Origin of the sequence: Prodigiosinella aquatilis (assembly GCA_030388725.1) — a bacterium.
Lineage (GTDB): Bacteria > Pseudomonadota > Gammaproteobacteria > Enterobacterales > Enterobacteriaceae > Prodigiosinella > Prodigiosinella aquatilis.
Map to the genome: position 1 here is coordinate 2,209,235 of CP128857.1, position 23,183 is coordinate 2,232,417.

Annotated in this window: 23 protein-coding genes and 1 riboswitch; of the genes, 9 read left to right on the plus strand and 14 right to left on the minus strand. The window is 46.9% G+C overall.

What is annotated here, in order from left to right:
* Window positions 1-23 precede the first annotated feature (23 nt).
* The 3 genes from PCO85_10355 to kduI form a co-directional block, all read right to left on the minus strand.
* Window positions 24-1,655, minus strand: a complete 1,632-nt coding sequence (locus PCO85_10355) for a pectate lyase (GenBank protein ID WJV55748.1) — start codon at window positions 1,653-1,655, stop codon at window positions 24-26.
* 258 nt (window positions 1,656-1,913) lie between these two features.
* On the minus strand, window positions 1,914-2,675 hold the full coding sequence (kduD, locus tag PCO85_10360) for a 2-dehydro-3-deoxy-D-gluconate 5-dehydrogenase KduD (GenBank protein WJV55749.1): 762 nt from the start codon (window positions 2,673-2,675) through the stop codon (window positions 1,914-1,916).
* Window positions 2,676-2,757: 82 nt separating this feature from the next.
* Window positions 2,758-3,594, minus strand: a complete 837-nt coding sequence (gene kduI / locus PCO85_10365; GenBank protein WJV55750.1) for a 5-dehydro-4-deoxy-D-glucuronate isomerase — start codon at window positions 3,592-3,594, stop codon at window positions 2,758-2,760.
* Between the two features lie 338 nt (window positions 3,595-3,932).
* Here kduI and PCO85_10370 point away from each other — a divergent pair, with 338 nt between their 5' ends.
* Window positions 3,933-4,265, plus strand: a complete 333-nt coding sequence (locus PCO85_10370) for a cupin domain-containing protein (protein WJV55751.1) — start codon at window positions 3,933-3,935, stop codon at window positions 4,263-4,265.
* A 47-nt stretch (window positions 4,266-4,312) separates the two neighbouring features.
* Here the strand turns inward: PCO85_10370 and hxpB are convergent, their stop codons facing one another.
* Window positions 4,313-4,978 (minus strand): hexitol phosphatase HxpB, encoded by a 666-nt coding sequence (gene hxpB / locus PCO85_10375; GenBank protein ID WJV55752.1) that lies wholly within the window; start codon window positions 4,976-4,978, stop codon window positions 4,313-4,315.
* Between the two features lie 206 nt (window positions 4,979-5,184).
* Between hxpB and PCO85_10380 the strand changes: the two genes are divergently transcribed.
* Window positions 5,185-5,733 carry a YniB family protein gene (locus PCO85_10380; GenBank protein WJV55753.1) on the plus strand — a complete coding sequence of 183 codons (549 nt, stop codon included), beginning with the start codon at window positions 5,185-5,187 and terminating at the stop codon, window positions 5,731-5,733.
* A 41-nt stretch (window positions 5,734-5,774) separates the two neighbouring features.
* On the opposite strand, the gene PCO85_10385 is transcribed toward PCO85_10380, so the two are convergent.
* Window positions 5,775-6,641 carry a fructosamine kinase family protein gene (locus PCO85_10385; protein WJV55754.1) on the minus strand — a complete coding sequence of 289 codons (867 nt, stop codon included), beginning with the start codon at window positions 6,639-6,641 and terminating at the stop codon, window positions 5,775-5,777.
* 1,146 nt (window positions 6,642-7,787) lie between these two features.
* Between PCO85_10385 and PCO85_10390 the strand changes: the two genes are divergently transcribed.
* The 3 genes from PCO85_10390 to rlmA all read left to right on the plus strand — a co-directional run bounded on the left by PCO85_10390 (window position 7,788) and on the right by rlmA (window position 9,069).
* Entirely contained in the window at window positions 7,788-7,904 is a 117-nt protein-coding gene (locus tag PCO85_10390) for a DUF2627 domain-containing protein (protein ID WJV55755.1), read from the plus strand.
* Between the two features lie 39 nt (window positions 7,905-7,943).
* Window positions 7,944-8,153: a transcription antiterminator/RNA stability regulator CspE gene (gene cspE, locus PCO85_10395; GenBank protein WJV55756.1), complete on the plus strand. Its 210-nt coding sequence runs from the start codon at window positions 7,944-7,946 to the stop codon at window positions 8,151-8,153.
* 88 nt (window positions 8,154-8,241) lie between these two features.
* The gene (rlmA, locus tag PCO85_10400) at window positions 8,242-9,069 is read left to right on the plus strand and encodes a 23S rRNA (guanine(745)-N(1))-methyltransferase (GenBank protein WJV55757.1); all 828 of its coding nucleotides are present in this window, start codon (window positions 8,242-8,244) and stop codon (window positions 9,067-9,069) included.
* 52 nt (window positions 9,070-9,121) lie between these two features.
* Here the strand turns inward: rlmA and mntP are convergent, their stop codons facing one another.
* The 5 genes from mntP to manX all read right to left on the minus strand — a co-directional run bounded on the left by mntP (window position 9,122) and on the right by manX (window position 13,272).
* Complete coding sequence (gene mntP / locus PCO85_10405) at window positions 9,122-9,694, minus strand: manganese efflux pump MntP (protein WJV55758.1); 573 nt, start codon at window positions 9,692-9,694, stop codon at window positions 9,122-9,124.
* Between the two features lie 50 nt (window positions 9,695-9,744).
* Window positions 9,745-9,883, minus strand: a riboswitch (yybP-ykoY riboswitch).
* 195 nt (window positions 9,884-10,078) lie between these two features.
* Window positions 10,079-10,537 carry a DUF986 family protein gene (locus tag PCO85_10410; protein ID WJV55759.1) on the minus strand — a complete coding sequence of 153 codons (459 nt, stop codon included), beginning with the start codon at window positions 10,535-10,537 and terminating at the stop codon, window positions 10,079-10,081.
* Window positions 10,538-10,584: 47 nt separating this feature from the next.
* Window positions 10,585-11,427, minus strand: coding sequence for a PTS mannose transporter subunit IID (locus PCO85_10415; GenBank protein WJV55760.1), 843 nt, complete (start codon window positions 11,425-11,427; stop codon window positions 10,585-10,587).
* A 14-nt stretch (window positions 11,428-11,441) separates the two neighbouring features.
* Window positions 11,442-12,242 (minus strand): PTS mannose/fructose/sorbose transporter subunit IIC, encoded by an 801-nt coding sequence (locus PCO85_10420; GenBank protein ID WJV55761.1) that lies wholly within the window; start codon window positions 12,240-12,242, stop codon window positions 11,442-11,444.
* A 67-nt stretch (window positions 12,243-12,309) separates the two neighbouring features.
* Window positions 12,310-13,272 carry a PTS mannose transporter subunit IIAB gene (gene manX, locus PCO85_10425; protein ID WJV55762.1) on the minus strand — a complete coding sequence of 321 codons (963 nt, stop codon included), beginning with the start codon at window positions 13,270-13,272 and terminating at the stop codon, window positions 12,310-12,312.
* Window positions 13,273-14,106: 834 nt separating this feature from the next.
* Here manX and PCO85_10430 point away from each other — a divergent pair.
* Window positions 14,107-15,660 carry a TerC family protein gene (locus PCO85_10430; protein WJV55763.1) on the plus strand — a complete coding sequence of 518 codons (1,554 nt, stop codon included), beginning with the start codon at window positions 14,107-14,109 and terminating at the stop codon, window positions 15,658-15,660.
* Window positions 15,661-15,879: 219 nt separating this feature from the next.
* On the opposite strand, the gene PCO85_10435 is transcribed toward PCO85_10430, so the two are convergent.
* From PCO85_10435 to pabB, 3 genes are all read right to left on the minus strand, one after another.
* On the minus strand, window positions 15,880-17,241 hold the full coding sequence (locus tag PCO85_10435) for an L-serine ammonia-lyase (protein WJV55764.1): 1,362 nt from the start codon (window positions 17,239-17,241) through the stop codon (window positions 15,880-15,882).
* A 306-nt stretch (window positions 17,242-17,547) separates the two neighbouring features.
* Entirely contained in the window at window positions 17,548-18,144 is a 597-nt protein-coding gene (locus tag PCO85_10440) for a CoA pyrophosphatase (protein WJV56054.1), read from the minus strand.
* Window positions 18,145-18,155: 11 nt separating this feature from the next.
* On the minus strand, window positions 18,156-19,547 hold the full coding sequence (gene pabB / locus PCO85_10445; GenBank protein ID WJV55765.1) for an aminodeoxychorismate synthase component 1: 1,392 nt from the start codon (window positions 19,545-19,547) through the stop codon (window positions 18,156-18,158).
* Window positions 19,548-19,697: 150 nt separating this feature from the next.
* Between pabB and PCO85_10450 the strand changes: the two genes are divergently transcribed.
* The gene (locus PCO85_10450) at window positions 19,698-19,895 is read left to right on the plus strand and encodes a YoaH family protein (protein ID WJV55766.1); all 198 of its coding nucleotides are present in this window, start codon (window positions 19,698-19,700) and stop codon (window positions 19,893-19,895) included.
* An 18-nt stretch (window positions 19,896-19,913) separates the two neighbouring features.
* Here the strand turns inward: PCO85_10450 and PCO85_10455 are convergent, their stop codons facing one another.
* Window positions 19,914-20,258 carry a RidA family protein gene (locus tag PCO85_10455; GenBank protein ID WJV56055.1) on the minus strand — a complete coding sequence of 115 codons (345 nt, stop codon included), beginning with the start codon at window positions 20,256-20,258 and terminating at the stop codon, window positions 19,914-19,916.
* Between the two features lie 165 nt (window positions 20,259-20,423).
* On the opposite strand from PCO85_10455, the gene PCO85_10460 reads away from it, so the two are divergent.
* Window positions 20,424-22,337, plus strand: a complete 1,914-nt coding sequence (locus PCO85_10460; GenBank protein ID WJV55767.1) for an ATP-dependent DNA helicase — start codon at window positions 20,424-20,426, stop codon at window positions 22,335-22,337.
* 68 nt (window positions 22,338-22,405) lie between these two features.
* Window positions 22,406-23,104 (plus strand): tRNA (adenosine(37)-N6)-threonylcarbamoyltransferase complex dimerization subunit type 1 TsaB, encoded by a 699-nt coding sequence (gene tsaB, locus PCO85_10465; GenBank protein ID WJV55768.1) that lies wholly within the window; start codon window positions 22,406-22,408, stop codon window positions 23,102-23,104.
* Window positions 23,105-23,183 lie beyond the last annotated feature (79 nt).

Consider the following 23,183-nt stretch of genomic DNA (forward strand, 5'->3'; position numbering starts at 1 on the left):
ATTGTGAACCAGTAAAAATAAAATTAATGTGTTAATAATTCAGGATAAATAAACTCTATGTCATAGATGACCCTATTTTCCCCATTAATGCGAAAGTCTCCGTGTACATATCCCCCCTGTGTCAATATGGGCGGGCATTTGTTCAGCTTGTTTTTACAGGCGGCAACCAGCGCCAGCAAAATTAAAGGGAAGGGGTCATCCAGACGAACATAACGATGCTTTTCTGAACGGGTTAACAGACCATGATGAAAATGACGTGCAAATAATATTTCTGCCAGTGCCCAGGCATGATCAGCCCATTTTTTTGATTGCTGATATTCAGCCAGTTCTATCATGGCAAGCAGTAGAAATGGGGTTGCAACTGTACTTAATCCGTCTTTTCCCAGACGCTCCAGCATGGTGGTGATCAGTGTGTACAATTCCACATCACCACTCAGTCGGTAAGCACGCACCAGTGGCAATAAGTAATCACCTTCTAGTGGAAAGGGCTTAAGTTCTGTCCCTGCTTTTCCGTAGTAACCATCGCGTTTGAAACGATAACCGGTCATGTCCTGACCGTCATTCCACATGGGGCGCAACGTATTGCTGGCAGCGTCGTAAGCATATTGGTAATAGTTTTTCAGCCCGGAAATCACCCATTCCAGCATGTCACTGTCAGGGTGCTGATGCAGGATATCCAGCATCGCCAGTGGGCTGTCGATCAACAATGGACGCATATCTCGGAATAACACATTCGCTTCACGGGCAATGGTGCCGAATTCCGGGCCAAACTGGCGTTGGGCGCGATCGCCGAACCAGGACTGTGTCTGATTATCGTCGTCAGGAATCGGCTGGCGTTGCAAGGGCGAGCTGAATTGGTACACCGGCATTCCGGTTTCCGGATTGCGCGCCAATACATATTGACGATAGAGATGTTTTCCCCATAAGGCCGCTTGTTTATCCCCGCTAAATTGTGCATAGGCAAAGGCAGCATAAATCAGGTCAGTACCGGCATTGACAAAAGTAAGCCCTTTCGTCAGCGGTAATTCAGGCCATTTTGCAGGGTCTACCACATCGTGGTGCGTGTGCATAAAAACGTGTGGATCGCGTGGCTTGGCATAATCACCATGACGACCTAAATCCAGTGAGTTCCAATCCTCGACGTGTGCGTTCCAGAAGCCCTGTAGAAAATGAAGTGTTTTTTCGGCATTAATACGGTGCAAGAACGGGTAATAGGGTAAATGGTGTTTTAATTCATGCACCAGAGATTTTGATTCTGGTCCCTCGCTTTTCAACGAGTCCAGATTAATAAAGCGATGTCCACCCCAATAGAAAAGACCACTATTTTCGTCAACAAAGTGAGAAAAGAAGAATTCACATTGGGAAATAGCCGTTTTCTGATATTTCTCTATTTCTGTGACGATACTCATGGAATCTAACAAACGAAGCCAATTTTGCTGACTGGCAAAATTAGAAATGGGAGCATCGTGCCCATCAGGAAATTTCCAGACAACTGGCGCTCTCGTTTGTACATCGAAGCCATCAGCCAATAACGGTGTCGGATTAATGTGGCTGTGACCATATTGCTGTATTTTTTCAATATGGCTGTTCAGCGCAGCGAGCCATAAATCGAGCTGTATTTCTTTGCTGGTGTCTAAGTGACTAAAAATACTCATGGAGCACCTTCTCATGGAACTGTTAGACGGTTCCTTATAAATAGAAACGCTGTTTCGATTGATTATATTGCGCTACCCGCCCATCCGTCATGCACACAATATCGAAAGTGTGATCAAAGTCGGAACGTTGTTTTGAAAATTTTTTTAAAGGTTTGGGAAGCGTGAGAGAAATCGAAATTTATAAGTAAGATATTGATAGATAAATAAAAGGCACAATTCAGGATTGTGCCTTGCATCACATTAAAGATCCAAAGAAACTTAACGCGACAACCAGCCACCATCAACAGCAATGGTATAGCCATTAATGTAGTCAGAGGCGCTGGAAGCCAGGAATACTGATGGCCCCATCAAATCCTGCGGTAGACCCCAACGACCAGCCGGGATACGATCCAGAATTTCTTTGCTACGTTCTTCATCGGCACGCAATTGTTGGGTGTTATTGGTTGCCATATAACCAGGGGCGATAGCATTGACGTTAATATTGTGTTTTGCCCATTCGTTGGCCATCAGGCGGGTGATCCCCATAACGGCACTTTTGGATGCAGTGTAAGACGGTACACGAATCCCACCCTGAAAGGACAGCATAGACGCAATATTAATGATCTTACCGCCGTGACCCTGCTTGATGAACTGTCGGGCAACGGTCTGAGACATAAAGAATACGCTCTTGATGTTCAGATTCATCACGTCATCCCAGTTTTTCTCACTGAAATCAATCGCATCTTCACGACGAATGATACCAGCATTGTTGACCAGGATATCTACCTGGCCGAATTCAGCAACCGCTTTTTCAACCAGTGCTGCATGGCCGGCAATGTTGCTCATATCCGCAGTCAGACTCAGGAAACGGCGCCCCAGGGAAGTGACTTTTTCAATGGTATCTTTGGGGTCAACAATGTTGACGCCGACGATATCACAACCAGCCTGTGCCAGGCCGATAGCCATACCTTGTCCCAGTCCTGTATCACAGCCTGTGATAAGTGCAACTTTACCTTGCAAATTGAAGGAATCTAAAATCATAGCCTTAATCTCTCTGTAAACGACAATACTTCGTCGTGCGCTGTTACTGTAGGGGAATATCAGTAATTCCGGTTAATAGCGATTAGCGTAATTCGCTAACTTTGACGTGATCCATATCTCCAAAAACTTGATTCTCGCCAACCATGCCCCAAATGAAGGTGTAGCGTTTGGTGCCAACACCGGAATGAATTGACCAGCTCGGTGAAATCACCGCCTGCTCGTTATGAACCAGAATGTGACGGGTTTCCTGCGGTTGCCCCATCATATGGAATACGGCTGTTTCCTCATCCATATCAAAATAGAAGTAGACTTCCATGCGACGCTCATGTGTATGGCACGGCATGGTATTCCAGAGATTGCCCTCTGCCAGTTTGGTCAGGCCCATGGTGAGCTGACACGTCGGTAAAACGTCAGGAACGATATACTTGTTGATAGTGAGGCGATTGCTGCTGGCGTCTTCACCGAGTGTTTGCGGCGATGCCTCTGACTGTGTGATTTTGCGTGTCGGATAGATAGTATGTGCCGGCGCACTGTTATAATAAAACTTGGCAGGATGCTTGGTCGATATACTCTGGAACCGAATATCACTGGCCCCTTTGCCGATATATAGCGCTTCTTCGTTGCCGATGTCATAGCGTTCGCCATCAACCACGATAGCGCCAGCACCGCCAATATTCATGATGCCTAATTCACGGCGTTCCAGAAAATAATTGACACCCAATTGCTTGCCAACTTCATCACCGATGGTGATGACAGCATGTACCGGCATAACACCGCCGACGATAATGCGGTCAATATGGCTGTATGTCATGGTGTAGGCATCAGCTTCAAAGATTCTCTCAATCAGAAATTCACGGCGCAGGCTAGCTGTATCGAGTTGTCTGGCATGGTCGCAGTGAATGCTTTGACGAACTTGCATTAATGAGCCTCGTTTTTCAGACAGGATAAAGAATGGGTATTAAGCCCTGAGTGAAAGCGCCAAGCGGCACAAGTGTCATTGCGTGGCAGTGACAACGGCACCTGTGCCTGTGTTGCCCGGTACTTTCTTGTTTATAGTGCGATGATAGTGTGGTTGGGATGTTAATTCAATAAAAATGAAATAATGTTTTATTTATTTCTTGAGGATCGTCATGGTTTTGCTTATTTTATATTTCATCTTGTACCGATGTTACTAGAATGTCGGTATTTACAATTATTCCATTCCTGTAAATCAGTAACAGGTGGACAAGAGATACGATGAATAAGGAGGTAGAAAGCATGAGACGGTACTTTATTGACGATGAAACACCTTGGGAAGAGTTGGGTGATGGCATCAAACGCAAAATCATCAGCTGGAGCGATGATCTGATGATGGTTTGCGTACATTTTGCTAAAGGTGCAATAGGCACGCCTCACAAACATGATATCCACGATCAGATTGCTTATGTGGCAGCGGGTAGTTTTGAAGTGATGATTGAAGGTGAAAAGCGAATTCTGAAAACCGGTGATGCTTATATGGCCGTGAAAAATGAAATGCACGGCGTTATCTCGTTGGAAGAGGGCAGTGTGTTGATCGACACATTTTCTCCCAAACGCGCAGATTTCCTCTGACAGCGTGCCTGCATCGGTCAGAATGTGACCGATGCTTCTTTTTGTCATCACATCACATCATTCACCTGTAACTGTTGCAGGGATGTGAGTTTCTTATCTGCCAGTACCCAGCGTGGATCATGTTGTAATTCTTTGGCGGGAACCACGATTGAGCGCATCCGTGCTGCTTTGGTGGCAAGCATCCCGTTGATGGAATCTTCCAGCGTGGCACACTGCAAAGGATGAACTCCGAGATCCCGTGCCGTCTGTAGATAAATTTCTGGATGCGGTTTGCTGTAAGGCAAGTGTTCTGCTGATACAAGTACGTCAAAATAATGTTCCAGGTTAAACATATGTAGTACTTGCAGCAACATTCGATCGGGAGATGCCGACGCAAGTCCGATTTTCAGGTTTTGCCGGCGACACAGTTGTAAGGCATGTTCAACACCAGGAAGGAGCGGGCGACGTTCGGCCACTAACGCTAGTGCACGATCGATGATACGGGAGACAACTTCTTCGCGCTCCGGACCGGACCAGGGAGCTAGTTGATACCAGAGATCAACTACCATATCAATACGTAGCCCCAGTGTGTCGCTCATGGTTTCCTTTAACGTAGTATCGATGCCCAGTGATGCAATCACTTCCAGTTCAGCCATTTCCCATAGTGGTTCCGAGTCAATCAGTAATCCGTCCATATCAAAAATCACAGCGTTAATCGGGTAAACAAAGGTCATCACCAAGCTCCTTGGGGAAAGAAACGCTAAAAGCCAACATAATATGACATCATTATACGTTAACATATTGCTAATAAAGGAGATGCAGAAAGAAATATTGACTGTATGTAAACGTGAAGTACCCTGCTAACGGGTTTTTATGTGTCTACACTGTTTGTTATCGGATTGGCGACATTTTTATACTGCGTCACTCACAAGGGGAACTCATGACGTATCAACAGGCTGGCCGTGTTGCCGTGGTTAAACGTATCGCGGGATGGATTGTTTTTATTCCGGCTATGCTTTCGACACTGATTTCACTGGCAAATCTTATTCATGCCTTTACAGAGAGGAAACAAGGAATTAATGGGGTGATGCAGGACTTTTTGCATTTGGTCGTGGAAGTTCTACATTTTAATACACCTTTTCTGGATATTTTTTGGTATAACTCACCGGTTCCTGATTTCAACCACTTACAGGCTATTTCTACCATAATGTTCTGGTTAATCTATATGCTCATGTTTGTTGGTTTGGCGATGCAAGTATCTGGTGCTCGGTTGTCCCGGCAGGTGATTCATATACGTGAAGGATTGGAAGATCAACTTATCCTGGAGAAAGTAAAAGGAGTCGACGGTAAAACAAAAACGCAGTTGGAATCGCTGATAATGCTGCCCCGACATACGATTTTGGTTCAGTATTTCCCCCTGTATGTATTGCCGGTCATCGTGGCCGTCATTGGCTATATGGTATTGAAACTGCTAGGGCTGGCGGTCTGAGCGTTTATTACGGAGCGGATAAATGTCAGCTCCGTAATCAGTCAGTCCGCCGAGTAGAGTTGCTGTTCGATAGCCTGTTGAGCGGCAACAATATGTCTGCCACCAAATAAATTGGCACGATTAAGCAGATAATAAATCTGATAAAGAGGTTGTCGTTCCACAAACCCCTTATCCAGTGGCCAGATGCTTTGATAACCATCGTATATTTGTGGCGGTAAGGCGGGATAAAGTGGCAACATGGCCAGATCGCATTCTCTGTCTCCCCAGTAACAGGCTGGATCAAACAGATAGGCTCCTTGAGGGCTGGCGGCACAGTTTGCGGGCCATAAATCACCGTGTAGCAATGAAGGTTGCGGCTGGTGGCCAGCGAGACGTTCCTCGACCTGAGCAATCAGTGTATTTATCTCACCGAAATGCATACCTTTTTCCTCGGCTAGTTGCAATTGCCAGCCAATGCGTTGTTCTGAAAAAAATGTTGACCAGCGTCGTTGCCAACTATTGGGCTGAGTTGTTGTTGATAGATCATTGTCAAAATCGAGACCAAACTGGGGTTGATCGCTCCACTGGTGCAAGTGCGCCAGTTGTTCCCCCAGACACCAGGCGCTGTGGGCATCTAATGGTTTGATGGTCAGATATTCCAGCAACAAAAAGCTGTCATCGCGAAAGTGACCTACGCCATAAACTTTGGGTACATTTACGGTTTTGCTGCGAGCCAGTAGCTCAAGCTGTTCGGCCTCCGCCATGAATTTTGGCAGCATTTCCCGCACATCACATTTTACAAAAATCGTATACTCACCATAGCGCAGGTACCACGCAGGGTGAGTCTCACCTCCGGGTAGCTCCCGACGTTCCAGCATTTCGCCAGGTCCCAGCCGTTCTTCCAGTAATTGGCTAATTATCTGCCACATGGGGTCATCTCCTGTCGATGTTTCCGATATATCATTACGTTAGCGATTTATGCAGTACAAAAACTGAATCTGACGCACACCCGAGACTTTACGTGTTTATTAACGGGATAGCTGAGCGAAAAGTCGTGATGCTGTGAATACACTATCGTCGATAATCCGCTGTTGTCACTGTGAACCACAATAATAATCATCAGAGATCGGTTAGCAACTGCGGAGTATGACAGTGCATTTTGACGTGATGACCGACGGTTCATAGGCATCCCTTAGCTGCTCTTCTAATAGATGGAAACGACATTGCTCGAATGAGGAAACCAACAGGGAGCATGAAAGTATAAGCAATGAAACAGAAAATATAGCCAGCACCGAATTTTTATTTTATTGATAATCCTGATGTTGTGGCTTACAGCCGCGGCTGATCAAACTGTATTCACTTTAAGGTGTCAATGTGACGCTAAGTTAACCGGGCATATTGTGTGTTAATTCCTTCTGTTTGCTGCCAAGCATATAAACCTGACTGATTAGAAATAATAGTGTTATCACCATTAAAAAAGTTCACTATCGAGATTACTGAATAGCTATTCGAACGGTTTAGGGAAAGTGTTGATGCAAGGTTGAACTATTTATTTTAGCAAACAATTTTATCATGCAAGTAGTGATGACAATAAAAAAAGAGGCTTTATATCACCTTTGTTTCATTATTATTGCCTTGACAAGCAATCACATGAGGTAACTGTAACAAACCACTCTGGCACGTGATCGCATGGGAAAGATTTTCTTATCATTTTCAACGAATAAGTAACACCACTTACACAGTCGTTAGTGGGCGTGAACACAATTCCCTGTACTGAATTTGTACACTCTACACAGTATGGTAATAATGTTTTGTTATGTTCAACGTGTCAGCTCAATTAATTAAGCGTATCGACTTGCGTAATCACGATATTATGCACATAATCAAATCATTGGGCGTGCCGTCTGATGATGTATTTCTGTGTTCAATATAGCAACTTGATGCGAATTGATATATTAGTAAAACATTAAAAGACCTAATTTGTGCGGCATGTCCATCACTGGCAAAAAATGGCTTGCCAATGATTACAGAGTGTGTAATAACGCATCTGGGTAAAACGAGGTACAGTTCTGTATATGAATGGCATTTTCAGTAAAGAAGTTATGAGTACAAACGTTAGCGTTGAATACCACTTCTCTGCCGATCCTTATTTTAGTGCCTCAAGCAGTAACGACTCTGATTTGTATGTATGACGCCTCTGTGCGGTTTAAACTATTAAAGGAAATTTTGAAATGGCAAAGATTAAAGGTCAGGTTAAGTGGTTCAACGAGTCTAAAGGCTTTGGTTTTATCACTCCGGCTGATGGCAGCAAAGATGTGTTCGTTCACTTCTCTGCAATTCAAGGTAACGGCTTCAAAACACTGGCAGAAGGCCAGAATGTAGAGTTTGAAATTCAGGATGGTCAGAAAGGTCCGTCTGCCGTTAACGTTACTGCGCTGTAATTTTCAGCCTGCGTAGCAAAACCCGCCTTGGTGCGGGTTTTTTGCTTTTCTGGTTTCCAACAGTTAATGAAAAAGAAAAAGGATGGGAATGTTTTTAGCACCATACCAATGTCCATTGTGCCATCAGCCTTTGAACCTGGAATCACAACGCTGGTCATGTGGACATCATCACTTTGATTGTGCCAAAGAAGGGTATGTGAATTTATTACCGGTACAGTTCAAACGCTCAAAACAGCCAGGTGATAGTGCTGAAATGATGCGGGCCCGACGCGTATTTCTTGATGCGGGGCATTATCAGCCATTGCGAGATTATCTAACGGGTCATCTTGATTCTCACTTGTCTCCGTCTGCGACAACTGTTCTGGATATCGGTTGTGGGGAAGGGTACTACACAGCGGCGCTAGCCGATTGTCTGTCGCAACATAATGCTATACAGGTATATGGGCTGGATGTCTCTAAAGTGGCTATTCAGCGAGCCGCTAAACGTTACCGGCAGGTGTGTTTTTGCGTAGCATCCAGCCAGCGTTTACCATTTAATCCTGAATCAATGGATGCCGTGCTGAAGATTTATGCACCTTGCAATGACGAAGAGCTAAAGAGGGTGGTAAAACCTGGCGGTATTGTTATCACGGTATCGCCAGGCCCTAGACATCTTTATCAATTGAAGGCCCAGGTATATCAGGATGTGATGCTGCATCCGATCAGAAAAGAAATATTGTCTGGTTTCAATCAAATTGATGAGCATAGCGTGCAATACCAAATGGTGCTCACCGGGCAAGAAAGTGCCGCATTATTACAGATGACACCATTCGCATGGCGGGCGGTGCCAGATGTGGGACAGCAATTAAAAGAACGAGAAAGTTTCGCGTGTGAAACCGATTTTATTATTCGTACTCATCAGCGTCAGATTGAATGAAAAACAGCGAATGTTGTTTTACCCGCAGACAAAAACTGCTGCGGATAAAATATCAGGCTAAATTGATCAAATGTTCATAAAGAATATTACAGCCAATGCCTATCAGCACCAGACCACCAATAATCTCTGCTTTCTTGCCAAGAATAGGCCCGACGTGACGACCAATTAACATGCCGAACGTTACCATAATCATGGTCGCACACCCAATCGCCATTGCGGTATGAAAAATATTAACCTGTAGGAAAGCAAGTCCCACGCCTATTGCCAGTGCATCCAGGCTGGTTGCTATCGCAGTGCAAATTAAAACCAACAGGCTGTGTTTACTGATCTTTTCGCACTGACAGGTGTTCTTGTTTTTTATGCCTCCCATAATCATACGCCCGCCAAGTATTAACAGCAGACTAAACGCTATCCAATGATCCCATTCGGCGATAAAACGGCTGGCATAAAACCCCAGTGCCCAACCGATAAGCGGCGTTATGGCTTCTATGATGCCAAAAATTAAACCGGTGCGGATAGCTTCACTAAAGCGAGGTTTGTGCAGTGTGGCACCTTTACCGATGGAAGCAGCGAAAGCATCCATAGACATGCCAAAAGCAAGAATAAGCGTTGCAGATAAATTCATAGTTCATAGCCTCGGCTGGACGGTTATCCATATCCACGTCATTCACCCCCAACCATAACGGTGAATTCCGTGTCTATGGTCTCGCCTGCCAGCTTGGCCGTTCGCACCACGTTTTCAGAAAACGAGTATGTTGACACGAACATTCCTGATAGGTTCTTCAGGAATCGGCTACTCCCCAATGACTGCGCAACACTAACATATTATTCAGGCAGGAAACAACAGCAAATATGGTAGGGTTTAATAACGAAAAGTGATAATAATTTTCATTTCTGGTGTAAATGGAATGGTTGGTTAAAATAGCAACAAAATAATGTGGTTAAAATAACATCATATTCTTTGTGGAATATTTATTGATTGATGCGAACAAATAGAATATTTAATAACTTATTGATTTTCAATCATAAAATTATAAATTTTTTCTAAGTCGTCCAACTGTTGAACATTAATTAGTAGGCGCCGTTGTTCAAGCTCTATTACCAGAATGCCATCTTCAGATAAATTTATATTTTTAATACGGCGATACGCAATAAAGATATTGGCATAGAAAAAACCTTGTGATTTGAACAATAATTTTGGATGTCGAATATAAGCGATATATATTGCCACTAACGCCAGAAAAGAAAGTAAAAAGGTTGTCAGTGGTGTTCCCTGCGTGGTGATGTTTTTATAAATAAGAATAGCGATAAGACCGATAAAAATAAATGTATCTAAACGATTGCTGCGACGAAGATAGACACAGAGTTGGGTAGTACCTTGAAGACGAGCCATGATGAATTCATCATAGATAGCGTAAAGCAGGGCAATGATAATAGAAATTATCAAGGCAATATCGGTAACTGACATGTATGGCTCCGTGAAGCGTGCCGGGGGTTTCCCCCCGGACGTATAAATTACAGCCCCAACAGGCCGATCCAATAACCAAAAATACCAATGGCAAAGAAGCCAATAATCAGCCACAACGCATTAATCTTACGCCGTAGCAGCCACATGCATCCAAAGGTCAGTAATAATGGCACCAGACCGGGCATTAACTGGTCCAGAACGGACTGTATTGTAGTAACGGTTGTTTGTCCATTTGCGTTGGTTATTCGTGAAACCACCAGTGGTATATTCACGTGTGTCCACTTATTAACCAGCGCCCCCATGACGAAAAGACCGAGAATCGATGAGCCTTCTGTCAGTTTTTGCAGCAATCCACCACCCATATCACCAACAATGGCGACGCCTTTCTGGTAGCCATATGCTACGCCATAGTAACGGACCAGCAAACGCACCAGGTTAAATAATACGAAGAACAGAATCGGGCCAAGCAGACTACCGCTCATTGCAATACCGGCCCCGAGGGCAGCAAAAACCGGACGAGCGGTTCCCCAGAATATCGGATCGCCGACACCAGCCAGAGGCCCCATCAACCCGACTTTCAGACCGTTGATGGCAGCATCATCAATTGGTGCACCGTTAGCACGTTCTTCTTCCATCGCCATCGTTACCCCAAGAATCGGGGCGGCGACAAACGGTTGAGTATTGAAGAACTCCAGATGGCGTCTGATAGCCTGTTTCCGTTCCTCAGAGTTTTCCGGGTAGAGGCGACGGATCACCGGCACCATGGAAAAGCAGAAACCCAACGCCTGCATACGTTCAAAGTTCCACGACCCCTGAAACAGGTTGGAGCGAATAAATACCGCGCGGATATCGCTGGCCGTGAGTTTTTTATCATGTGTTGAATCAACCATTTCTCTCACTCCTGTTAGTCCAGTTCGTTATCAAGGTCGTTTTTGCTATATGCATCAGCAGAGGAGACTTGCATCTTGTTGTATTTCGGGTTGAGCTGGATATATAACACCGCCATTACCACGCCAATGACACCCAGCGCGACCAGGTTGAAGTTGGTGAAAGCCGCAGTAACAAAGCCCAGATAATAGAATGGCATCAGATAGCCTGCACGCATCATATTGATGACCATGGCGTAACCGACGACAACGATCATCCCCCCGGCGATAGTCAACCCATTGGTAATCACCTCTGGGATAGACGAGAGTGCGGAGTGAACCACTTCCGTACCCACTGAAACGGCGACAATCACTGCCGGGATGGCAATACGCATGGCTTGTAGCAGCAGAGCAGAAACGTGAATCCAACTGATAGCGGAGAGATTACCGCGTTCCGCCGCGCTATCTGCGGCATGTTGGAAAGCAACGGTAATAGTACGAACAATAATGGTGAGCACCTGGCCTGCGGCGGCCAGAGGAATAGCTAAGGCAATCCCGGCCCCAATGCTTTGACCACCAGCAATAACCAAAATGGTGGAAATGATAGAAGCTAGTGCGGCATCAGGCGCAACAGCTGCACCGATGTTCATCCAACCCAACGCGATCATTTCCAACGTACCGCCGATAATAACCCCTGTTTTTACATCACCTAATACAAAGCCGATTAACGTACAGGCGACCAACGGGCGGTGGAACTGGAATTCGTCAAGAATAGATCCCATGCCCGAGACACAAGCTACGATAAATATCAGCACAATTTGAAGTGTGGTGATCTCCATTGTACTTCTCCTGTGAGAATAGATTTCTGAGTAATTAAACCGTTATAAACCCTATTTTGTTGCTGCGTTAACTCGCCATCTTGTTAATTAAATCCATCATCTTGAGTCTGCTATCGGTTGAGACTTTTCGGACTTCCAGCTCGATACCACGTTCATTAAGTTTCTTGAAGGCCTCAATGTCTTTCTCATCAATAGAAACGGCATTATTCACCTGGATTTTCCCCTGATGATAAGCCATACCACCAATGTTGACCGAAGTGATCTCGACACCGTTTTCCACCAGTTTAAGTACGTCAGTTGGGTTGGTGAAAAGTAGCATGACGCGGTCTGCGGCATATTTGGGATTGTTATAGACACGAATCGCTTTATCAACATCAACCACGTGAGCCGTGACCCCCGGTGGGGCGACTTGTGTCAGCAGCGTTCTACGAACGGTATCCGCTGCCACTTCATCACTGATAACGATAATGCGTTTAACGTTGGTTTCCTTTGTCCAGCGGGTGGCAACCTGCCCATGAATCAGACGGTCATCAATACGGGCCAGACCGATTTTCATATGTCCACCAGCACCTGCCACGGGAACAGCCTTTGTTGTTGGTGATATTGCTTTGGGTGCCGACGGTTCTTCCGTATCGGCGGTTTTCAGTGCTTTTACCCCAGCACGGCCTGCTTCCACTGCAATGGCAACCAGTTCAGCGAATCCAGGGTTATCATCACGGGCCATGAAAGTTTCCACCAGCATAGGAATATTTACCCCGGCAATAACTTCATGATTTTCTTTATCAGTAACGATACGGCTGGCTGCGTTAAACGGGCTCCCTCCCCAGGTATCAACCAAAAAAAGTACGCCTTGAGATGTATCCAGTTCAGATAATTTGACCTGGTATTTCTCAATTAATATTTCAGCATTTTCTCCGGGCACGAAATCCATCCAGGCAACGTTGTTCTGTTCGCCGAGAATCATTTCAGCTGTTTTTAACAGCGGACCGGCAGTGGCTCCGTGAGTGCACAACATAATCGCAATACTCACTTGCTACCTCCTCATTAGTCACTATCTCGTAGAGTGTGTAATGTGTCAGATAATGCGGATAAATCATCGGGATGAATTTTTATCCGCAGTGATATCAGTATGGTCGTAAGAAACTTTCTTGCTTATTTTTTTGATACAAAAATATATGTATGGCATCGCACTATTCATGAATCGATTCAGGTTGTTCCTTGTTCAATGGTTTACCTCAAACAGTGAGTCGATTGATCCGGGAATCGGACTGAGCTCGCTATCTCCATGCGTATATGATGTGTTGTAACGGTTGAATGTTAGTGCAATCAACCTGTTTGTATATATACCCATCATCTTTCAAGTTGCCGCTTGTCGTCTGCCTCCAGTAGCTCGATTGCTGTCTTCCTGCATCCTGAAATTTATGAAGCATATTATATGCCTACCGAAACAGACGCGAGCATGCATTAGCGGGATTTATTTTACGGAGTGAAAAAATAAATTATGTGATATCGCTCCATAATTAGAGGAACGATGAGTGATCTGTTATGCAAATATGGAATAACTCACTGAGATGTTACAAATTTACGCCCAAAAACAGTGATTGAGAAAATCTTTGTGAAAAGGATAAACAACCTGATAAAGTTGATATCCCTAATATTTCAGAGGAGTTTCGGGCGGACGCCCATCCCATGGACTGTCACCGACGATTTTTTCTCTTTATGTCAGCCTTTGCTGGCGTTTTTCCTTTTCCTTCAATCAGCTGTTTTGGTCATCCTTGGCATTTTGCTGATTCCGTTTTCTTATTAATTTTCCCTATTGCAGTGACATCGTTGTCATTTGCTCGTTCATTTCCTGGAGTCTGACATGGAATTTTTGCTGGATCCTTCAATCTGGGCAGGCTTACTGACGTTGGTGGTACTCGAAATTGTCTTGGGTATCGATAATCTGGTTTTCGTCGCCATACTGGCAGATAAACTTCCGCCAAAACAACGTGATAAAGCGCGCATTATCGGTTTATTACTGGCGTTGCTGATGCGACTTGGATTGCTCTCGTTGATTTCATGGATGGTGACGCTAACCCGGATATTATTTCATGTAGGTAATTTCAGTTTCTCCGGCCGCGATTTGATTCTGCTCGTCGGGGGGGTATTTTTATTGTTTAAAGCCACGATGGAGCTGCACGAGCGGTTAGAAAATCGACCACCCGATGTAAATGATGGACGAACCCATGCCAGCTTTTGGGTGGTTGTGGCGCAGATAGTGATTCTGGATGCGGTTTTTTCATTGGATGCTGTGATTACCGCAGTAGGTATGGTTAATCACCTTGGTATCATGATGACGGCGGTGGTGATTGCCATGGGCATGATGCTATTGGCTTCCAAACCATTGACTCGTTTTGTAAATGCTCATCAGACGGTGGTGGTTCTGTGCCTGAGTTTCCTGCTGATGATTGGTTTGAGTCTGGTGGCTGAAGGTTTTGGTTTCCATATTCCTAAAGGCTATCTGTATGCGGCGATCGGTTTCTCCATTCTTATTGAGATGTTTAATCAGATAGCCCGTCATAACTTTATCAAGCATCAATCACATCGTCCGATGCGTGAGCGTACAGCTGAAGCCATTTTGCGCTTGATGGGCGCTCGCAAAGCCATGATTGAGCATGATGAGGCTCAGCCACTGCTGAAGTCCGAAGAGACATTCGCTGAGGAAGAGCGTTACATGATTAGTGGTGTGTTGACACTGGCTTCCCGAACATTACGTAGTGTCATGACACCACGCACGGATATTTCCTGGGTAAACTGCGAGCGTTCGGTTGAGGCAATCCGCATACAATTGCTAGATACGCCGCACAGTTTGTTTCCGGTGTGCCGGGGTGAGTTGGATGAACTGGTTGGGGTAGTGCGCGCCAAAGATTTGCTGGTTGCTTTGGAAGAACATGCGGATGTCGAAAATTTTGCTGCCGCCAACCCACCAATTGTTGTACCGGAGACGCTTGACGTCATTAATTTGTTGCCGGTATTGCGCCGGGCAAAGGGCAGTTTAGTCATGGTAAGCAACGAATTTGGCGTTATACAAGGGCTGGTGACACCATTGGACGTGCTTGAAGCGATTGCCGGTGAATTTCCTGATGAAGACGAAACACTGGATATTGTGGCAGATGGCAATGGCTGGCTGGTGAAAGGGGGAACGGCGCTACACGCATTGCAGCAGGTACTCAACAGCAGCGAGCTGGTGGACCCGAAAGAAGATTACACCTCGTTGGCAGGGTTGCTGCTGGCGCACAGTGATGAATTTCCGAAAGTGGGGGATATTGTTGAGCTGCATCGACTGCGTTTCCAGGTTATAGCGGCGACAGACTATCGAGTTGAGCTGGTCCGGGTTGAACGTATTTCAGACCCGGTTCGGGAAGACGCGCGTTAATTGCCAGATAGTGGATAGAAGAACGTGTTACCAGCACTGTAATGCTGATCATTTGGACGTGATATTAAGGGAGCATACGGATGCCGTTACCTGATGGATGCTGCTCCGTATGCCATACCTGGTTTTAGCCTTAATGGGCGAGTATGGCGACTACCCGTGTCAGATTTGATCAATTGAACGATGAAATGATGTGCTAACGACGGGTGTCGAAAATGGTAGTTAGTCGCACTGTACCTTGATTGCCAGACCACCTCGCGAGGTTTCTCGATATTTGGCGTTCATGTCTTTACCTGTTTCGTACATGGTTTCTATCACTTTATCCAGCGAAACGCGTGGTTCGGTGGTACGACGCATTGCCATACGAGTGGCATTAATGGCTTTTACTGAAGCGATTGCATTGCGTTCAATGCAGGGAACCTGTACCTGACCGGCAACCGGATCGCAGGTTAACCCCAGATTGTGTTCCATCCCGATTTCCGCAGCGACGCACACTTGTTCTGGACTGGCACCCAGCAATTCTGCCAGTCCGGCCGCTGCCATTGAGCAGGCTACCCCGACTTCTCCCTGACAACCCACTTCTGCGCCGGAAATCGAGGCGTTCATTTTGTAGAGTGTACCGATGGCACCGGCTGCCAGGAAATAACGCAGATAGATTCCCGGACCTACTGGTTCAATAAAATGATCATAATAAGCCAGTACGGCGGGGACGATACCGCAAGCACCGTTGGTGGGGGCGGTGACGACACGTCCGCCTGCAGCGTTTTCTTCATTGACTGCCAGCGCAAACATATTAACCCAATCCACTACATTCATCGGGTCGTTAGACAGTTTGTCAGAAGAGACTAACATACGGCGTAATGCCGCGGCTCGACGGGGAACCCGTAACGGACCAGGTAGTACGCCTTCAGTATTTATGCCACGATCAATACAGGCACGCATGGTTTGCCAGATGGCAGCAAAATAGTCGTCAATTTCCTGACGGCTATGCAGTGCCAGTTCATTACGCATCATCATGCCGGAGATGGATAAACCGCCTTGTTTGCAGTGGGCCAGTATCTCCAGTGCATAGCGATAAGGGTGTGGTACGCTAATGGTGCTCTCAATGGTTTTACCGAAGTTGGCTTCATCCACAATAAAACCGCCACCAATGGAATAGTAGGTTTTGCTGAAGAGGGTTTTGTTACCGGCAAAAGCAGTGATAGTCATTCCATTTTCGTGCAAGGGTAAATTTTCACTGCGGAAAACCATCCCACCTTCACGGGGAAAATCGACCTCATGCTCGGCGGATAACAGCAGTCGTTCGCGCTGCTCTACATCGCGGATGAAAGCGGGAATCGCATCAATATCCACTGTATCTGGCATATTCCCCGCCAGACCAAGGATAATTGCAATATCGGTGTGGTGCCCTTTGCCAGTTAATGAAAGGGAACCATAGACGTCAATTGATACGCGAGTGGTGGCGACCAATAGCGATGCCTGTTTTAATTCATCGACAAATTGCTTACCGGCTTTCATCGGTCCAACCGTATGAGAGCTAGAGGGGCCAATACCGATTTTGAACATGTCGAATACGCTTATCACACTGAAACTCCTTTAAAAGCGCAGGATGCTGCCGATGGCTAGAATAAAGCTCGATGGATCGCCGCTATTGTAGAGAGGAGTATACTGACATGTTCTTTTTTTCGCATGAAATAAACTTATGCCATCTTGCAATAGAACTTATAGTACATCTGTTTTGTTTAGGGGAAAAAGGTGGGTTAGGTTGCAATTAGCATGCAGGGCAAAATAAATACCACTAATAGATTAAGCTGTTATTGAAATGCTATGAACATAAGAGCGCAATCGTCAATTATCCGCGCAATAAAGCGCAAGATCTCTACTGGCTGATTAGGATACCTGTAATGCAAGCTGACAGATGATCGTGGCAGTCAGTCCCCAAACAAACTGTTGCTGATACCATGATAGATAAATCCGATGACGCTGTTGATTTCGTTCAATGTCCAATGAATGGTAACGGGCCAGAGAAAATGCTTCGTAGAGCGGTATTTCAAATAGCTCGGCAACCTCATCTTCGCTGGGATGAAACGGTGTATCTGCTGGTAATAAGCCAATGACGGGCGTGACCTGATAGCCACTGCTGCTGTCCAGTGCGGGCAACGTGCCTAGTATCTGAACCGCGTTGGGTGATATTGCAACTTCTTCCTGAGCCTCGCGTAATGCGGTTTCGATCAGAGAGCTATCTCCCGGATCGGCAGCACCGCCGGGAAAGGCGACCTGTCCGGCATGTTTCCGCAACCAGGGTGCACGGCGGGTAAGCAGTAATGTGGGTTCGGCACGACGAATAATTGGCACCAGTACCGCTGCATGGCGATGATTACGGGCAGGGGTCAGCAAAGGTGCGCTTTGCAATTGAAAACGGGTGATGAACCGTTCCAGACTAAACGGCTGTTGCAATGGGTAAGGGTGTAACAAGTTGTGTTCCATTATTGAATGTGTCACGAATCAATGCCTGTTTTGTCCGGAATAGTTTGTTCTAGTAACGGCAAAATCCGTCCAACTTTGTCAAACGTTTCCTGATATTCCGATTGCTCCTGACTGTCGGCGACAATGCCGCCACCTGCCCAGCAGTAAATCGTGTGTTGAGCGGTGACCAGGGTACGGATAGTAATATTGGTATCCATTGTGCCACAGACGCTCAAATAACCAATACTGCCACAATATGCAGTACGTCGCTGTGGCTCCAGTTCTTCTATAATCTCCATCGCTCGGACTTTTGGTGCGCCGGTAATAGAACCACCGGGAAAACAGGCTCGAAGCAGATCCGTGGCGTGTTGGTGGTCCGGTAGTGTGGCTTCAATGGTGCTGACGAGATGATGTACTGCCGGGAATGGCTCAATGATGAACAATTCAGGGACGCTGACAGTACCAGGAACAGCCACCCGGCCAATGTCGTTGCGCAGCAGATCGACAATCATAAGATTCTCTGCTCGGTCTTTGTCTGATGATGCCAGCCGCTCAGCTTGTTTGGCATCCTCTTTCGCATCAGCTAATCGCGGCAATGTCCCTTTGATTGGGCGCGTTTGGATCTGGTTATCATGCAACCACAAAAAACGTTCGGGCGAGGTGCTGATGATCGTGTTTTCCGGTAGCCGGAGAAAGGCGGAAAACGGTGCGCGATTACTGGCTGAAAGACGCAGAAATGCCTGCCACTCATCGCCGTCGTAATGTGCGTGGAAACGTTGTGTCAGATTGACCTGATAACAATCACCAGCGTGCAGATAATCCTGAATACGGCGGAATTTTTCACCGTACTGCTGCCGGGACATATTGGCTTGCCAGGGACTACTGAGCCTGAAATCACGGGAGTGAACCGCGGCAGGCAGCGCATTAAGCCAGGTTAGTCGGGCATCGGGATTGCCATGTACCACCAGTGTCAAGGTTTGCTTATGGTGGTCGGCAATCAATGCCCAGTCATAGAGCCCTACAGCCATATCCGGTACATCGATATCCTGAAGGGCAATACTGGGGATTCGCTCTACCCGGCGTCCTAAGTCATAACCAAACAATCCCAGTGCACCGCCCTGAAAGGGGAAATCAGGATGGGAGTCCGCGTGAAGGCCGAGTGTGTCCATCTGCTGTTTTAGCAGACTGAATGGGTCTTGTTCAGAAATATGACAGTGACCATCTGCATCAATTTCGGTGCCGTTTCCACGGGTCTGCAAGGTGACTAATGGATCGGCGACAAGTATGTCGAACCGGTTATGCACGTGTTCAGCGAAGCCGGAATGCAACAGCATCGACCAGGGACGGTGTGATAATGCAGCGAAAAGCGTTAATAAAGCATCAGGCTGGTATGGAAGTGCATGGTAGACTATCGGGGTTCGCATAGGTTCTCGGTTCTTATCATGCTGATGGCCGGAGTATGTGGTTAATGTAGATTAATGGCCAATTTCAGGCATGTAAGCGTACCATAAATTGTAGGCATACGGCGCAGCCGTACAACGTATCATGATGAAAACCGTTTCAGGAGAATAACAATGTACGCAGGTACCCCGGCGTTGACGCATGAACAGCAACAGCAGGCAGTGGAGGAAATTCACGCGCTTATGGCTGAAGGTTTAAGTAGTGGTGAAGCAATCGCCCTGGTTGCTGCGGCGCTACGTCAGAACCATCAGGGGGATAACGTTTCCGCCATGTTTGATGACGAAGATGATGAGAATGCGGACCAGGAATAACACCGCATTCTCTGTCAGTCAGATCGCCGCAATAGCTTTGATTTCGATCTTAAATCGCGGGTTCATCAGTTTTGCCTGTACGGTGCAGCGAACCGGGGCACTGCCGGAAACAACCCAGGCATCCCAGGCGACATTCATGGCCGCAAAGTCCCCTGCATCAGCCAGAAAAATGGTGACATCCAACAGACGGCTTTTATCCGTTCCTGCCTGTTGTAAAACACTATCCAGTGCAGCCAGCGCGTTTTCAGTCTGCGCCTGTGCATCTTCATCCAGATTTTCCGGCACGCTGGTATAGTACAACGTGTGATTGTAAATGACAGCATCCGACCAGCGTTGTTCTGGATTGATGTGGGTGATTGACATCATTGGTGACCTCGTATTCAGCCATGACAATAAAGTGCATGAGACTACCATATTCTTTCACCACTGCATTCTTTAGCGGTTGATTAAAGTGGTGCCCTGAGGACAGGCTTGACATAATCAGCCTCCAATATCCGTTCTGGAACATCAGAAATCAAGAGAGGCAGAGTGGCATCAGTAAGCGATGATTTTGCAACCGATGGTGTGTTGGCACTGGCCATCAGCGGATTTAAACCGCGTGAGCCACAGCGGCAAATGGCAGCAGCGGTAGAAAAGGCCATCGCACAACAACAACCATTGGTGGTGGAAGCGGGAACCGGCACCGGTAAGACGTATGCTTATCTGGCCCCGGCATTGCGTGCCGGCAAGAAAGTCATTATCTCCACCGGTTCAAAAGCATTGCAAGATCAGCTTTATAGTCGCGATTTGCCTACCGTGGCACAGGCTCTGAATTATCAGGGATCGTTGGCTTTGCTGAAGGGCCGCGCTAATTATCTGTGTACCGAGCGGCTTGAACAGCAATCGCTGGCGGGGGGGGATCTGCCGGTGGAAACCCTGAGAGAGCTGGTATGGCTACGGCGGTGGTCATCAGAAACGTTGGATGGCGACATCGGTAACTGTGGTGAAGTGGCCGAAGACAGTCAGGTCTGGCCGTTGGTCACCAGTACCAACGATAATTGCCTGGGAAGCGATTGTCCTCACTATAAAGACTGTTTTGTCGTCAAGGCACGTCGGCGTGCGATGGACGCGGATGTTGTCGTGGTAAATCATCATCTATATCTGGCTGATATGGTGGTAAAAGAGAGTGGCTTCGCCGAACTGATTCCAGATAGCGATGTGGTTATTTTTGATGAAGCACATCAGATTCCGGATATCGCCAGCCAATATTTTGGTCAGCAGCTTTCCAGTCGCCAACTGATGGACCTGGCGAAAGACATGATTATTGCCTACCGCACCGAAGTCCGTGATGCCGCACAGTTGCAGAAAAGTGCTGATCGGTTAACGCAAAGTACACAGGATTTTCGTCTGGCGCTGGGTGATCCCGGTTTTCGGGGTAACTTACGTGACATTGTCACAGACACATCTCTTCAACGCTCGCTGACACTGCTTGATGATGCGCTTGAGCTTTGCTATGACGTGGCAAAACTATCCCTGGGACGTTCGGCGTTGCTTGATGCCGCTTTCGATCGCGCAACACTGTTTCGTAGTCGTCTGAAACGGCTGTTGGATGTTCATCAACCAGGCTATAGTTACTGGTATGAATGCAATTCCCGCCATTTTGTATTGGCACTGACACCCTTGTCGGTGGCGGATCGCTTCCGTGATGTGATGAAGGAAAAACCCGTCAGTTGGATATTTACCTCTGCCACCCTGTCAGTGAATGATCAGCTTGCGCATTTTACGTCACGTCTTGGTCTGGATAATGCCACTACCTTGTTATTACCTAGCCCTTTTGACTACACGCGGCAGACATTACTGTGTGTCCCGCGTTACCTGCCGGAAACTAACCGCCCTGGTGCGGCAAAACAGCTCGCCCGCATATTGTGTCCGTTAATTGAGGCGAATCAGGGGCGCTGTTTTATGTTGTGTACTTCGCATCAGATGATGCGCGATCTGGCGGCTGAGTTTCGTGCATCATTGACGCTACCCGTGTTATTACAGGGAGAAACCAGTAAACCACAGTTGTTGTCTCAGTTTATCTCCGCTGGCAATGCGTTACTGGTGGCAACCAGCAGTTTCTGGGAAGGCGTGGATGTGCGTGGGGATGCGCTATCCTGTGTGATTATCGATAAGCTTCCTTTTACCTCACCAGATGACCCATTGCTGAAAGCACGAATGGAAGATTGTCGTGTGCATGGCGGTGATCCTTTTGGTGAAATACAACTGCCAGATGCAGTGATCACACTGAAGCAAGGTGTGGGACGCCTGATCCGCGATGTTGATGACCGAGGCGTGTTGGTCATCTGCGATAGCCGTTTGGTGATGCGTCCTTATGGCGAGGTTTTTCTCAATAGCCTGCCACCGGCACCTCGCACGCGGGATATCGCTCAGGCAATTGATTTCCTGACGATGAAACCGTGACGGTAATCCACTTGGCGCTGTGCTATCATGCGCGCCGTTAAGATTTTTTCTCCCTGCCTGAGGTCGGCATGTCTACGCGAATTTTAGCGCTTGATACCGCAACAGAAGCCTGTTCTGTTGCACTATGGAATGATGGTGAAATCCATTCGTTATTTGAAGTTTGTCCCCGCGAACATACCCAGCGTATATTGCCGATGGTGCAACAAATCCTGACCGAATCCAGTCTGTCGCTCTGCGACCTGGACGTGCTGGCTTTCGGACAAGGGCCGGGAAGTTTTACTGGTGTTCGCATTGGTATTGGTATTGCGCAAGGGCTGGCCTTGGGCGCAAATTTGCCGATGATTGGCATTTCTACGCTGGCGACAATGGCGCAGGGTGCATTCCGGCTTACCGGTGCTACCCAGGTTCTGGCCGCTATTGATGCCAGAATGAGCGAAGTGTATTGGGCAGAGTATCGCCACGATGCTAACGGTGCATGGTTAGGTGGTGATACGGAAGCGGTGTTGACACCGCAACAGGTACAGATGCAGACGGCAACACTTGAAGGCAACTGGGCCACAGCAGGTACTGGTTGGCAAACTTATCCGGATTTAGTGCGTCATCCGGTTATTTCATTACAGGATAGTGGCGTGCTGTTGCCACATGCTGAAGATATGTTGCCACTGGCTATCCAGCAGTGGCAGGCGGGGCTGTCAGTGAGTGTCGAAATGGCTCAGCCATGCTATTTACGCAATGAAGTCACATGGAAGAAGTTACCGGGCCGGTAGTAAACCGCAACTTAAGGAATGACTTATAGTCTAACTATCAGGTTATGAAAAAAGTGCGTGCTATGGCAATCAATCACTC